This is a genomic window from Bradyrhizobium sp. AUGA SZCCT0222, from assembly GCF_018130205.1.
In the GTDB taxonomy this organism is placed as follows: Bacteria; Pseudomonadota; Alphaproteobacteria; order Rhizobiales; family Xanthobacteraceae; genus Bradyrhizobium.
On record NZ_JAFCLX010000008.1, the window covers coordinates 72212 to 84988 of the forward strand.

The window sequence follows — 12777 nt, forward strand, 5'->3', positions numbered from 1 at the left end:
ATGAAGGCCGAAATCAAGACCGGATCGTTCGTTCACGTCGTCGCCACCATCAACAAGACCGCTGGTGACGGCAAGATCATGTACGTGAACCCCTCGGTCTCCACCGTCGCGTCGGACGCCGCCGCTGACAAGGACGTGGAGCTTGTGGCCTACGACGACAACGGCAAGGAAGTTTATCGTGAACCAGTCGTTGTCCGCCGGTCATCCGCCGAACCCGACCGGCCGAACGATGTCGGTCTGATTCAGGCGGACCTTCCGCGCGTGGCCGGCATGAAGTCGGTAAGCCTCCAACTCAAGGGGCAAGAGATCAGCCGGTACGAGGCCGGAGCGGCGGCACCCGGGCCGGCCGCAGGTGCTGCCTTCGGACTCGAGCTTGCTGGAGCTGCGGCAGCCAGCCGGCGGCCATTGAAGATCGACCAACTCAGCGGCTTGCAGCCCGTCGCCGGCGTGACCTACTCGGTCCAGGTCAGGCCGGACAACAAGTCGACGTGGGACACGATCGCGGTGAGTCGCCCCACTCCCGAGGTGGACGTCGATCGCAATCAGTTCGCGGGCGCCACACACGCCGACGTACGGGTGTTGCGGACGACTGGATTCGACGAAGAAATCATCGCGGAAGGTACAGTCGACTTGAAGTAGGCGCTCACGACAGAGTCGTTGAGCGTTAGAAACACACGACTCCGCGGTCGATCGATCCGCAGGATAACGTCGGCTTGAGCTGCGCCGTTCCGCCGTGGCGCAGAAGCTGTCAAACCGTGCCGCGAAGGCAACGTCGTCTCCGGCATGGCTTGCGGCCATCAAGGCGACGCGTACCAACTGATCGACGCTCCAGTCGCTGGGATCGAGGCCGGGACGCAGCGCTTCCGCCCGCGCCAGGTCGATCTTGGAGAGCGAGAGATCGGTCTTACCGAGCCGCTGGGGCGCAAGGCCGATCGCAACATTGAGCGGCCGTTCGTTACCGGCTTGCGCGACATCGCGGATGGCCCCGCGGAACCATGCCAGGCCGCGATCGTCTGCTTTTTGCGAAACCCACTGATCGGCGAGCTGGAGGAATCCGTCCAATGCTCACGTCGAGCCAGGAGCTGAACAATGCCACGCTGCCGTTCGGTCTGGCGTTAGCGAAGAAGGGATTTGCAGCCGTGCTGGAGGATCCGCATCTACGTGCTGGTCTGAACGTCTACCGGGGCCGGCTGACCTACAAGGCTGTTGCGGAGAGCCTTGGTCTACCGTTCTCACCGATCGAAAAGGCTGCGGCCTGATCCCCAGAGGTCCCTCGTGGACGTTTCCTCCCTGACTTGGGCCACTCTTCGGAGTGGCCCTTTTTTGGAACAGCGCGGCGAGCGGACTTGAGCACGCGATCGTTGTACCAAACCGTCAATGGCGTTCGATGGTAGAGGCGGCGAGTTTTGCGGGTCGCCGCTCTCAGCTGTCTGCGGCGCAGAAGCGTTCGCGGCTTGCCACCAGATATTGCCGGGACTGATCCCCCCGTTGAGGCCGTTTTTTCATTTGGAAACGAGCGCCAAGCTATCGAAATTGCTGGCAGGGATCTTTCGCCGTTTTTTCAAATGCGCATTGAAATCATTGAATAATCAAACGGATTTTGATTCCGCCATTCGGAGGTTCGATCCCTCCCGCCCCAGCCAGGCAGTCACTCAACCAGAGAGAGTGGCCTCATATTGGTCAAATATACCGCATCTAATAGGGTTTTGGTGCGATTTTCTCGAGTCTCTAGTCTCCAGAAAGCGGCAACCTCGGCGAGAACATGCCGAAAGTCTCCAGCCCAAACCGCAGAAATTCCCGTTTTCGTGGAGACGATTGGCAGAGACAGGTTCGATCACTACTGAGCGGTAGGGTTGGCAGTACATGCTGGCGGTTCCCCGACGGATAATCTGATGAAGCTTCGGCGTAAGGGCGGACCTTTGATTTGGAAGAGCGTTTCGGTGTGGCCTGCGTTCATGGCTCGCGATAACAGCAGGTCGGCAATCGAAACAATACTACCGCGATGTAGGGGTAGTGTTCAGCGATTCGGCTCGCCCGGCGTCGATCCATTCGACACCGGGCGCCTGCGTTTGGTGCAAGGTGGTCTCGACGAACTGGGTCAGCAGATCGCGCACCGCCTCCGCCGCATTGGCCAGAGGAAAATTGCCGGACGAGATTATCGAACAGGTAAGATAAACCGGCGGCTCGATGGCCTCGGGCTCGCCAAGATCATCGCCCGACATGTCGAAAAGATTACCCTTCGGCAGTACCGCCCCGCCGACGTCCGCACGCACCGCCGCGATGATGTTTGCTACCACGTCGGCCTCCATCACGACGTTCGGCGCAAGCTTTGCTTGCGCAAGAGCGCGATCGAGCGCGGTGCGCGTGATGTTCGGAGGAGACGGCAGGATCAGCGGTAGCGCTGCAAGATCGGCGAGCTGCACCGGCTTGCCTTTCGACGCCGCGTGATGGCGGATCAGAAACAGCCGCTGCCTGAACAGCGGCATGCGTGCGAAGGTCGGCGCAAGCTCGTCCTCCAACACCAGTCCAAGGTCAAGTTCATGCTCGGTCACACGGCGCTTGATCGTCGGGCTGTCGGAGACGGCCATCCTGAGCAAGACATCGGGCAGGGACGCCTTGCATTGCTGCATGAATGCTGCGGGCGCCGTCGTCACGAAGGTTGACGACATCCCGAGCCGCACGGTGCCCTTCGTGATCCCGGTGCCGGACCGCACGATGCCGGGAAGCTGGTGCAGCCGTTTCAGAATGGAAGACGCCTCGCGATAGAGCACCTCGCCTGCGGCGGTCGGGCGAACGCCGCGAGCGCTGCGCAAGAGCAGGCTCACGCCGAGCTGCTCTTCGAGTTGCGCGATCTGCTGGCTGAGCGCTGGCTGTGCCACGTGGATCGTGGATGCCGCGCGCGAAAAGCTGCCCGCCTCGACCACGCTGACGAAGTAATGCAAGTGTCGATACTGCATCATCGGATCAGCTCCGCGCCGGGCCGCGTATTCTTTGCTATTTCGTCCTCCACGAAGCGGATCAGTACGCTTTTGACGGCTTCCCCGGCATGCGTGAGCGGGAAATCGCTGGAGGAAACCAGCGAGCATGTGAGGAAGATCGGCGGCTCGATCAGTAGCGGCTCGGCGAAGGCGCCCGGATAGACGTTCGCAAAGGTCCCGGCGTTGTAGATCGAATATCCGACCCCGGAGCGCACCGCGGACAACTCGCTCAGTCCGGCGGTCTCAGCGATGATGTTCGGCGTCAGCCCCGCCTCCGCAAAGGCGCGGTCGATAACGACACGCCGGTGCCTGGGGAGTGGTGGGAGCACGAGCGGCAGTTTCGCGACCTGCTCGAGGGATACTACGCCCCGGCACCCTGCCAGTGGCTCACGTGCCACCAGGTAAAGACGCTGCCGGAAAATGGGATGGCGCGAGAAGTTCGGTACGAAGTGATCCTCGAAGACCAAGGCCATGTCGAGCGTTTGGGCCTCGATCCGGTCCTGAAGCTCATCGCTTTCGCCGTCGGAGAATTTCAACGTCACCTTCGGGAGTGCTTTCTTGCATGCCGCAACGGCAGAGCCCGCGATGCCGCCCGCGAGCGCTATCGTGATTCCGAAGTTAACGATGCCCTCAACCTCGCCACTGCTCGACCGCACAATGCCGGGAAGCTGCTCGAGCTGACGAAGGATTTCGGAGGCCTCGCGAAACACGATCTCGCCGGCGGCTGTAGGGCGCACGCCGCGCGAGCTTCGATCCAGCAAGACGAAGCCGAGCCGTTCTTCGAGTTCCCCGACCTGCTGGCTGAGCGCGGGTTGTGCGACGTGGATCGCCGCAGCGGCGCGCGAAAAGCTGCCGGCTTCGACGACCTTCACGAAATAGCGCAGATGACGAAACTGCATTACCGAGAGCCACCCTGCGGCTTTCCTGGTCGGACCTGAATGCCGTCCTCCCGCCCGGTACGACGGCGGATTCCGCTGGTTCGTAATCTTGCACAGGGCAGACGGCTCCGCACCCGCAAAGTTGTCGCGATATCATGGAAGGTTTTGCAACCTGATCGCTGCGAGCAGCAGCCAGCGCGGGCTCTGCGTCGGGCTGGGCGCGGAAAGGTTCAATCGAAGAACATCACGACCGCTTGATGACATGATCGGCCATATCAGGCGCCGATACCTGCATATCGAAGCCATATTTGTTTTCGATCCCGTCCTGGATCATTTGTCCGCCCGCGCTGGCGGCGAACCATTCCGGACTGCCCCAGACGATCAAGGGGCACTCCAATGCCAAAGCTCATTTATCGCGTTGTCTCGGCCTGCGGCGCACTCGGCTACGGCTACCCAAGAGAGTCGCTGGAAGCGGCCCTTCGTGGCGAGGTCGACGCCATCATCTGCGACGGCGGCTCGATGGATGCCGGCCCTTACTACCTCGGCACCGGCACCGAGTATTTCGAGAGCGAGGCGGTCAAGCTTGATTTTCGCCATATGGTCGAAGCCGGCGCCCGGATCGGCTGCCCGGTGATTCTCGGAAGCTGCGGCATGGCCGGTGGCGATCGGAACCTCGACTGGATGATCGGGATCGCCAAGGAAGTGTTCGCGGAGCTTGGCATCAGGGGTGCCAAGGTCGCGGTGATCCGATCCGAACTCGACCCCGAGATCGTCATCAGGGAATTCTGTGCCGGAGCGCTGCGCGCGACCGGTGCCGGTCCCGAGCTCGATGAAAATGCGCTGCGCGAGAGCACCATTGTCGGCCAGATGGGAATCCATCCCCTGATCACGGCGCTGGAGAGCGGCGCGCAATACATCCTGGCCGGACGGAGCTGCGACATCGCGCTGTTCGCCTCCGACATGATCCGGCGCAATATCGATCCTGGATTGGCCTATCATGTCGGCCATGTCCTGGAGTGCGGCGCGCTGGCTTGCGATCCCGGTTCACCGTCGGACTGTCTGGTGGCCGAAATCTATGACGACGGCTCGGCGATCTTCACTGCGCCGAATCCTGCCCGCCGCTGCACGGCTTATTCAATTGCCGCGCATTCGCTTTATGAGGAAAGCCATCCCCAGCTGCAATATTATCCGGAAGGCATTCTGGTCATGGAGAAGACGCAGTTCTTTTCCCGGGACAGCCGCAGCGCCGGAATTCGCAACAGCCGCTTTGTTCATTCCGCGAGGCCATGGCCGTGGTCAATCAAGCTCGAAGGATCGCGCCGTCTCGGTTCGCGAAAGGTTTCGCTGATCCATATCGATCCGGCCGATCTGTCGAAGATACCAGCGGACATACTGGTGTATGGCCGTAATGGCGTGCAGCTGCAGCCAGTCGATGCGTCACAACGAGAACTCGGCATCATTGTCGAGACGACCGGCAAGACGCGCGAGGCGGCGGTTCTGCTTGCAAGCCTTTTGACGCATTACCTCATTCACTACGGCTATCCTGGCCGAAAGGCGACCGCCGGCAATATTGCCTATCCGTTGTCGCCCAATCTCGTCAGCTTTCAGCGCCAGGACGGTACGTTCGGTGCCATCGTGCCGAGTGGAACGCGCGATCCCGTGTTCTTCGAGAACTATGCCGCCATCAAGGCCGCCGTCGTCAAGCTGATAGCCGATGAGTTTCCGGACGCGCTTGAGAACGCGACTTTTGCCATTACCGATGCCGATGCGTCGCATGCCGTCGCGCTGCTCCGTACCGTCGACCAGGATGCCGACAGGTTGGCGCAGCGTCACCAGCAGGAAATCGGCCGGATCAAGGACGTCGTCAGACCCGGACCCGGTTCGCTGTTCAATCTTGATGCCCCTGATGCCTATGCGTGGTCGCTCTACCACCTGCTGCAGAACGAGGACGTGATCAAGAACACCATGTTCCCGATCACCTACTTCGCGGCCGAAGGAGCCGACTGGACGGAGCAGGGCGCGGAACGTCCGCGCTACTTCGATGTCGGCGATCGCGACTATCGCGGCAATGTCGACGACCGGACGCTCTCGCTCATCGCGGATCATCCGCCTGTGGGGGCTCCGATCGGATCGCATCCGTTGCTCGACATGGCGGTTGTCATCCGCAGCAAGGATGCCGGCATCAACAGGCTGACCTTCGATATCATCTTCACGTCGGGCGAGAATTACGAGGCTGCGTTGCACGCCAACGTATTCACCCGCTGCAACATCGCCGGGATTCTTGGCTTGCCGCCGGAGCGCGTGGTCGGCAGCTATTTCGTCGATAGCTGCAATGCGATCAAGATTTCCATCGATCGACCGAACATCTCGGCTTCGATGGATGAGCGCGACGTGTTCGGTGCCCAGCAGCAGGTCGCGATCGAACAGCTTAGCATTCCGATCTATTCCGCCGCGCTGGCGAAGGCATCGTCCTTCTAGCGCAGCCCAGCACGCCTCACAACCACAAACCAACCGAAGATAAGGAGATCCTCCATGTTGAAGCCTGTTGTTCTGGCTCTCGCTGCCACGCTCGCACTGTCGGGCGCATTGCCCGCCAATGCCGAATATCTTGAGAACGGCGTCGACCAATCGATGATCGTCCCGGTGTCGGACGGCTGCGGCCAAGAAGCCTGGCGTGGCCCGTGGGGGCATTGCCGGGATACGCCGTATTATGGCCGGCTGCCCGACGGCGCATGGAAGGTGAAGCCGAGCAGCGGGAACGGCTGCCCTCCAGGTTCATGGCGCGGCCCGTATGGTCACTGCCGCAACACGCCGTTCCATGGCCGGCTGCCCAATGGCGAGTGGACCTGAGCGATCCACCGAACGTGCGGTGCGCCGGTCCGGCGCATCGCGGATCGCAGCAATCGGCAAGTCAAGAAAACATCATGTCCAATCGAATAGCCGTCCGAACCCGCAGCGACAGCCTGTCATCACACATCCTGCCGGTGTCAGGCACGATGATCGGAGTTTGCACGACCCTGATCGGGCTGGTGAAACTCGCTGCGACGAGGCATGGCGCGTCGCATGTCGATGAATATGCCGCGCTTGTGGCGGTGATGTTTCTTGCAAGCGCCATGACGTCGTATCTGTCGATACGCTGGTCGTATCGGGCGCGGTTGAGCATTCGCATCGAGCGCCTGGCCGACATCATCTTTCTTTGCGGCCTGGTCGGCATCACGCTCGTCGCGACGTTGTTTGCCTATCAAGTGATCTAGATCCGCATTTCCGTATCCGGGAGACGGAACATGCGCATCCATGCGGGTGCGTGTCGGAAACAACAAATTTCAAAAGGAGATGGAAATGTATCGCAATTCGATTCAAGTGATTGGCGTTGCGCTAGTTGTGTTTGCGATCGGCGGTAGTGGCGCGGCTTTCGCGCAAGGCTCGATGCAACAGCAGAACGCGTGCCGGCCGGACGTGTTTCGGCTCTGTGGCAGCTACATCCCTGATGTCGGCGAGATCGTTGCCTGCCTGAAGGGCAACGAGGCGAGGCTCAGTGAGCCGTGCCATGAGGTCATGTTCCCCGATCAGGGCGGCCACGAATCATACGGCAGAGCAACACAGCTGCGCTCCGGCGACCAGTGAGGCGCGACCATGAACGTTCCCGTGAAATCTGGTGCCGTCCGTTTGCGCGTGACGAACTATCTCGCCGCGCTGCTATGTGCGGCGTTCTCCCTTCTGACCGGCGCCGCCCATGCCCAGACGCCGTTCTATCACGCGACGGCGCAGGAGCTGGCCGGGCCTCCCGGTTCGTTGATCCGTTCCGAGCCGATGGTGTTTGCGCCGGCAGGCGCGCAGGCCTATCGGGTGCTCTATCGCTCGGTCGGCATGCAGGGTGAGCCGATCGCGGTGTCGGGCGTGATCGTCGTCCCGCCCGGTCCTGCACCTGCGGGTGGCAGGCCGATCGTGGCGTGGGCGCATCCGACCACCGGGGTGGTACCGCATTGCGCGCCGTCGCTGGCGATCTTCGTCTTTCAGCAGATGGCCGGGTTGCGCCAATTGATCGAGCAGGGCGCCGTGGTCGCCGCGACCGATTATCCCGGCCTCGGGACGCCAGGCCCGCATCCCTATCTCGTCGGCGACAGTGAGGCGCGGGCGGTGATCGACTCGGTGCGTGCTGCGCGCAACCTGCCTGGTGTGGGCGACGGCAACAGCTTTGCCGTGTGGGGCCATTCGCAAGGCGGCCAGGCTTCGCTCTACACCGGGTTGCTCGCCAAAACCTATGCGCCGGAGCTGCGCCTAGTCGGCGTTGCAGCGGCAGCACCGGCCACCACGCTGGTTACCCTGATGGGCGACGACTTCAAGAGTTCGGGCGGCAAGAACCTCACAGCCATGACGCTGTGGTCGTGGTCGCGGGTATATGGCGCACCGATCGACAAGGTGGTCCTCCCCGAGGCGATGCCCACCGTCGATCGGCTTTCCAATGAGTGCATCGAATCGATCTTCGACATCCTCGAGCGGCGGCAGACCGAAAAGCCGCTTGAGCAGCAGTTCCTGTCGGTGCCGAACATCGCCACCGTCCAGCCGTGGCGCTCGCTGGCGATGCGCAACACGCCGGGTACGCTTTCTCCGCAGATCCCGCTGTTCCTGGCCCAGGGCACGACCGACAACATCGTGCGGCCGGAAGTCACCCGCGCCTACGTGCAGCGGCAATGCAAGGCGGGCGGCAAGGTCGCCATGATGTGGGTGCCCGGTGTCGGTCATGGTTTCGTTGCCAAAGACAGCGCGGATGCAGCGGTGTCCTGGATGATGGACCGCTTTGCGGGGCGGCCCGTGCCCAATGATTGCGGCAAGGCGGTCGCCGCAGCGCAATAGATCGACAGAACCAGCTTTGTATCCACGAAAGAAAAACTGAGGTCTTGCCATGAAGTTCGCTTTCACGTCGTTTGTTCGCAACAACCAAAAGGCCTTCGGGCGCACAACGCTTGCCGGCCTTGCCGTGCTCGGCCTCGTGGGCTTCTGCCCGGGGGCCGATGCGGCGGACAAGCCGCCGCTGGCGCCCGATACCGTCGCCCCCTTCAGCACCAATTCGCGGCTGTCGGCGTCGATCGAGTTCAGCCTGCCGGCGCTCGCGGCCGATATCGAGCGGGATATCCCGCAGCGGTTTGCCAGCATCGACGAGAAGATCAACTGCGTGCATCGCCGCGTGCTGTTCTGGAAGGTCAACGCGAATTGCGACGTGTGGGGTTATGTCGAGCGGTCCGGCCCGGTCTCGCTGTATGGCCGCGGTGACCGCGTCTATGGTTCGGTGCCGATCCATGGCGCGCTCGAGGGGCAGGGCGCCAACCGGTTCACCGCGCGCATCCATGGCGAGACCGAAGCCAGCGCCACGATCGAGGCTTCCGCCCGCCCGCAGCTCGGCCGCGACTGGTCGCTCGACCTCGATTTCAGCGATGGCTTCCGCTGGAGCGAGCCGCCGGTTTTGCAGGTGATGGGGCACGAGATTCCACTGGCAAAGTATGCCGAGCCTCGCATCCGATCGCAACTGGCGGTGGTCCGATCGCACGCCCTGGCCGCGGCGCGGCGCCTCGACCTGCAGGAAAAGGCCGCGGGAGCATGGCGACATGCGTTCGAGCCGATCCAGCTTTCCGACAATCCGGCAGTATGGCTGCAGATGAATCCGCAGAGCGTGTCCTTTGCCGGCATGCGGACAAATTCGAGGACGCTGCGGGGCTCGATTGCACTTTCCGGGGCAGCCGAGACAATCGTCGGACAAAATCCGCCGGCGATGGCCGCAACCCCCTTGCCGCCGCTCGAGCACGATATCAGTGCCCCCGGCACGTTCGACGTCATCCTGCCGGTACGGATCGGCTACGACGTGCTCAAGGACAGGCTGACGCAGGCGATTGCCGCGATGCCGCCGGTCGCGGGTATCTCCGTTCGCGACATCGACGTGTATCCGTCGTCGGGCAAACTCGTGATCGGGCTTCGCGTCGCCAAGGCGGCCGAGACCGATCCGTCCGCCGGCAAATGGGTCTACCTCTCGGCTGCGGTCCAGGTCGATGCCGACGGTCGTGCTGTCAGGTTGTCCAACATTGGCATCATGACCGATGACGAGGGGCTCGCTCCGCTGATCGAGCCGATCGCAGCGCAGCTCGGATCAAAGGTCAATGTCGATTATGGCATCGCCTACGACAATCTGCTCAACGCTGCCAATGCAAAGCTGAATCGGCCGCTGAAGGACGGTTTCCGGATGGAAGGGCAGCTTTCCTCCGCGGCGTTGCAGAACTTCTATTTGCCTGCCGACGGCATCGTCATCGCGGTTCGCGCCAGTGGCGAATTGAACATCTTGTACGGGATGTGAACCGAAACCGCCGCCGTGATCGCGTGGTCGCGGCGGCATGTCTGCAGCATCGAATTTGAATGATGGGAGCGACCGATGACACCGCAAACCCTGGCCTGGCTATCGATGGTCGCGTACGCGCTGCACACCATGGAAGAGTACACGTTCAATTGACGCGACTGGGCGAGGGCGGTCATCAAGCTACCCGTGGAGTGGAGCGATTTCTACGTGACGGACGCGATCGTCATCGCAATGGGCATTGCCCAGGCGCACCTAGCACCGGCCCTGCCGTTGGCGCCGCTTGTGTTTGCGTCGCTCATGCTGATCAATGCCGTGTTCTTTCACATCCTGCCCTTTGTGCGGGAACGCGGGCGGTTCTCGCCGGGCCTCGTCACCGCCGCGCTTCTGTTCTTTCCGGCCGGAATAGCCGTCTGGTGGAAGGCAGCGAACAGCGCTTCGCTCGATTGGCATACGGCCGCGCTCGCGGTCGCCGGTGGTGCGGCGTTGATGGCTTATCCGATCGTCATGCTGAACCTTAGAAGGAGGCCTTACTTTCAGCAGGTATAACTGGGGCCGACAGATCTCGCGCCGCATTCAGGCGCCTTTTTAGGATACAGTGCGGATACGGCGTTGGCTTCGTAAGTGCGCCCGCGGTTGGCACAGAGTGGATCCTTCCAGCCTGCATCGACTGCGTCCTTTCAGGGACGGAGCAGACTGCGCGGTGTGCCATCGAGTGCTCGAAAACGGCCTAATTCGTTTTTCACGGAGTCTCCCGGCTCCCACTTCGATTGTGAGAAGGCCGAAAAGTCTCCGGGCATGAAAACGAGGCTTTCGAGGCGAAATTCTCTTGATATTTCAAAGGCCGAAACTCAATCGGGAATGTCTGAGTTCGATCCCTCCCACGACAGCCACGCACTCGCTCAACCGGAGAGAGTGGCCGAATAATCGCTGAAATTGCCGTATTTCATAGGCTTTTCTTACAAAAGTTTCGAGTCTCCGATCTCCGAAAAATGGCAACCCTAGCGAGAATTCACCGAAAGTCTCCGGCTCAAACTGCAGAAATTCCCGTTTTCTCAACAAGTCGCACTCCACGAAGCCGCGGAAGTTTGCGAATGGGCTATTGGGGATCCAGCGGATCAGGCGCAGTGGTCTGCTGCGTCATCAATACGACATGCAGGTTGTACGCATCGTCGAACTCCAAGTCAGTGCCCAGTAGCGTCTCAGTCCGGGTAATCACTTTCTGCGTATCTTCGATCGTCTGGAAGGTAATTTTTTTGAAATCCGTATCTTCGAGGGCAGAGGAAATTGCTTGTTTTATAGCAGCATCATTTTCCGGTCGCAGGTCATTCTTAAGATACCAACGCCAACGTCTGACCAGCATTTGATGCTTTCCTTTGGCGAAACTCACAAGGTCATCTTTGACGACAGGCACAGTCATGGCCTTGGAAAGGGTGACATCGAACTTGCCGCCGGGACTCCCCGGCGCTGTGGGCGTTGTAGTAACGGTTGTGCCGCGCTCAATTTTCTTTCTTCCTCCTTTGATGCAGCTAACTGCCGCGCCCGCGTCGATAAAAGTTGGGATCGCGGCTATGCCCGCAGGAAGCGCAAATCGCAGCACCGTGGAAGATACGACGGTGTCGACCTTCATTGTCGCACTGGGGTAAAGTACATCGTTTCCCCCGGCGGGCCATGTTGGTGTTGTTCCTCCTGTGGGTGGGATAGCATTCTGTGCTATGAACGCGTCCGAAATCTCCAATAAGCCATTTGCCGCTTTTTTGAACGATTGAGAGAGAAATTCACCGCCACTATTTTTTACCCTTCGCGCCAGCGTAATGCCCGCCGCGGCGTCATCAGAAAAAACGTCATTGAACCACCTCGCGAGCCGCTGCGTCCCCTTGGTCTGAATCAGTCCGCCCATTTTTGTCTCCCGATTGGTACCATTAGGTTACGAAAGTTTATTCGTACAATCCATGGCTGTCATCAGAAATCAAAGCGAAAGCCTCTAGCGCACAGCTTGGCATACCTTGGCCGAGTGCGCCCGAGCGCAAGATGCGATATCGGCAATCCGGCGACAGGTCGAATTCGTCGTCCTCGATCTGGCTTGCAACCATTTTTTGTAATTCCACGATCTCCCGAGCCGCCCTCAATGTCGCTTCACACGCACGAGATCCCCAAATTCTCGGCATCGCAACACTCGCTGCCCAATAGTCTGCCTGACCTTGCCAGGTCAGCCATGGCATCGCGGGATCGCATGGTGGGCCTCCTAAATGATGACCGGTCTCGTGCGCCAGCATCAGAGCTATGCCACATTTTGTAATCGCTTGATGACGTACCAATCCGCCATAAACTCGAACATAACGATCTGAGCCGAGACGCCAAGCCTGAGCATTGACCGACGGCGATTCCCAAAACAATTCGTAGGTTATTTCGGGAAATGCTTGGGCGAACTGGTTCAGCAGCGTGAGGGCAAGCGCTTGCCTTCGCTGACGAGCACGCTGACTGAGCTCATTTTGTTCGACAGGCCAATTCAAGAAGCTCATTCAATCAACCTCGGAAACCGCATCGATATCAATCACGTTTAAGAGCCAGTGAGCGGGCC

General features: G+C 60.6%; 13 protein-coding genes and 2 pseudogenes. 9 read left to right on the forward strand and 6 right to left on the reverse strand.

What is annotated here, in order from left to right; genetic code table 11:
* A complete protein-coding gene (locus JQ629_RS09370) occupies nucleotides 1-639 on the forward strand; it encodes a hypothetical protein (protein WP_212412410.1) in 639 nt (212 codons plus the stop codon).
* A 99-nt stretch (nucleotides 640-738) separates the two neighbouring features.
* Here JQ629_RS09370 and JQ629_RS37880 read toward each other — a convergent pair.
* Nucleotides 739-1062, reverse strand: a pseudogene (locus tag JQ629_RS37880) (EboA domain-containing protein); the annotation flags it as partial.
* Between the two features lie 2 nt (nucleotides 1063-1064).
* Between JQ629_RS37880 and JQ629_RS09375 the strand changes: the two are divergent.
* Nucleotides 1065-1259, forward strand: a pseudogene (locus JQ629_RS09375) (alanine dehydrogenase); the annotation flags it as partial.
* Between the two features lie 735 nt (nucleotides 1260-1994).
* Here JQ629_RS09375 and JQ629_RS09380 read toward each other — a convergent pair.
* The 3 genes from JQ629_RS09380 to JQ629_RS09390 form a co-directional block, all read right to left on the reverse strand.
* The gene (locus tag JQ629_RS09380; protein ID WP_249134923.1) at nucleotides 1995-2960 is read right to left on the reverse strand and encodes a LysR substrate-binding domain-containing protein; all 966 of its coding nucleotides are present in this window, start codon (nucleotides 2958-2960) and stop codon (nucleotides 1995-1997) included.
* On the reverse strand, nucleotides 2957-3877 hold the full coding sequence (locus JQ629_RS09385; protein ID WP_212412411.1) for a LysR family transcriptional regulator: 921 nt from the start codon (nucleotides 3875-3877) through the stop codon (nucleotides 2957-2959). Before JQ629_RS09385 ends, JQ629_RS09380 begins: the two co-directional genes overlap by 4 nt.
* 223 nt (nucleotides 3878-4100) lie before the next feature.
* On the reverse strand, nucleotides 4101-4241 hold the full coding sequence (locus JQ629_RS09390) for a hypothetical protein (RefSeq protein WP_212412412.1): 141 nt from the start codon (nucleotides 4239-4241) through the stop codon (nucleotides 4101-4103).
* An 11-nt stretch (nucleotides 4242-4252) separates the two neighbouring features.
* On the opposite strand from JQ629_RS09390, the gene JQ629_RS09395 reads away from it, so the two are divergent.
* The 7 genes from JQ629_RS09395 (at nucleotide 4253) to JQ629_RS09425 (ending at nucleotide 10745) form a co-directional block, all read left to right on the forward strand.
* Complete coding sequence (locus JQ629_RS09395) at nucleotides 4253-6334, forward strand: DUF4387 family protein (protein WP_212412413.1); 2082 nt, start codon at nucleotides 4253-4255, stop codon at nucleotides 6332-6334.
* 54 nt (nucleotides 6335-6388) lie between these two features.
* On the forward strand, nucleotides 6389-6706 hold the full coding sequence (locus JQ629_RS09400) for a GCG_CRPN prefix-to-repeats domain-containing protein (RefSeq protein ID WP_212412414.1): 318 nt from the start codon (nucleotides 6389-6391) through the stop codon (nucleotides 6704-6706).
* A 74-nt stretch (nucleotides 6707-6780) separates the two neighbouring features.
* Nucleotides 6781-7110: a hypothetical protein gene (locus JQ629_RS09405; protein ID WP_212412415.1), complete on the forward strand. Its 330-nt coding sequence runs from the start codon at nucleotides 6781-6783 to the stop codon at nucleotides 7108-7110.
* A 40-nt stretch (nucleotides 7111-7150) separates the two neighbouring features.
* On the forward strand, nucleotides 7151-7480 hold the full coding sequence (locus JQ629_RS09410) for a cysteine rich repeat-containing protein (protein WP_249134924.1): 330 nt from the start codon (nucleotides 7151-7153) through the stop codon (nucleotides 7478-7480).
* Nucleotides 7481-7489: 9 nt separating this feature from the next.
* Nucleotides 7490-8710 carry an alpha/beta fold hydrolase gene (locus JQ629_RS09415; protein WP_212412416.1) on the forward strand — a complete coding sequence of 407 codons (1221 nt, stop codon included), beginning with the start codon at nucleotides 7490-7492 and terminating at the stop codon, nucleotides 8708-8710.
* Nucleotides 8711-8759: 49 nt separating this feature from the next.
* Nucleotides 8760-10199 carry a DUF4403 family protein gene (locus JQ629_RS09420; RefSeq protein ID WP_212412417.1) on the forward strand — a complete coding sequence of 480 codons (1440 nt, stop codon included), beginning with the start codon at nucleotides 8760-8762 and terminating at the stop codon, nucleotides 10197-10199.
* Between the two features lie 207 nt (nucleotides 10200-10406).
* The gene (locus JQ629_RS09425; RefSeq protein WP_349631237.1) at nucleotides 10407-10745 is read left to right on the forward strand and encodes an HXXEE domain-containing protein; all 339 of its coding nucleotides are present in this window, start codon (nucleotides 10407-10409) and stop codon (nucleotides 10743-10745) included.
* A gap of 550 nt (nucleotides 10746-11295) precedes the next feature.
* Here the strand turns inward: JQ629_RS09425 and JQ629_RS09430 are convergent.
* Together JQ629_RS09430 and JQ629_RS09435 are read right to left on the reverse strand one after the other, a co-directional pair.
* Nucleotides 11296-12096, reverse strand: coding sequence for a hypothetical protein (locus tag JQ629_RS09430; protein ID WP_212412418.1), 801 nt, complete (start codon nucleotides 12094-12096; stop codon nucleotides 11296-11298).
* Between the two features lie 37 nt (nucleotides 12097-12133).
* Entirely contained in the window at nucleotides 12134-12718 is a 585-nt protein-coding gene (locus tag JQ629_RS09435) for a M48 family metallopeptidase (protein WP_212412419.1), read from the reverse strand.
* Between the last annotated feature and the right edge of the window lie 59 nt (nucleotides 12719-12777).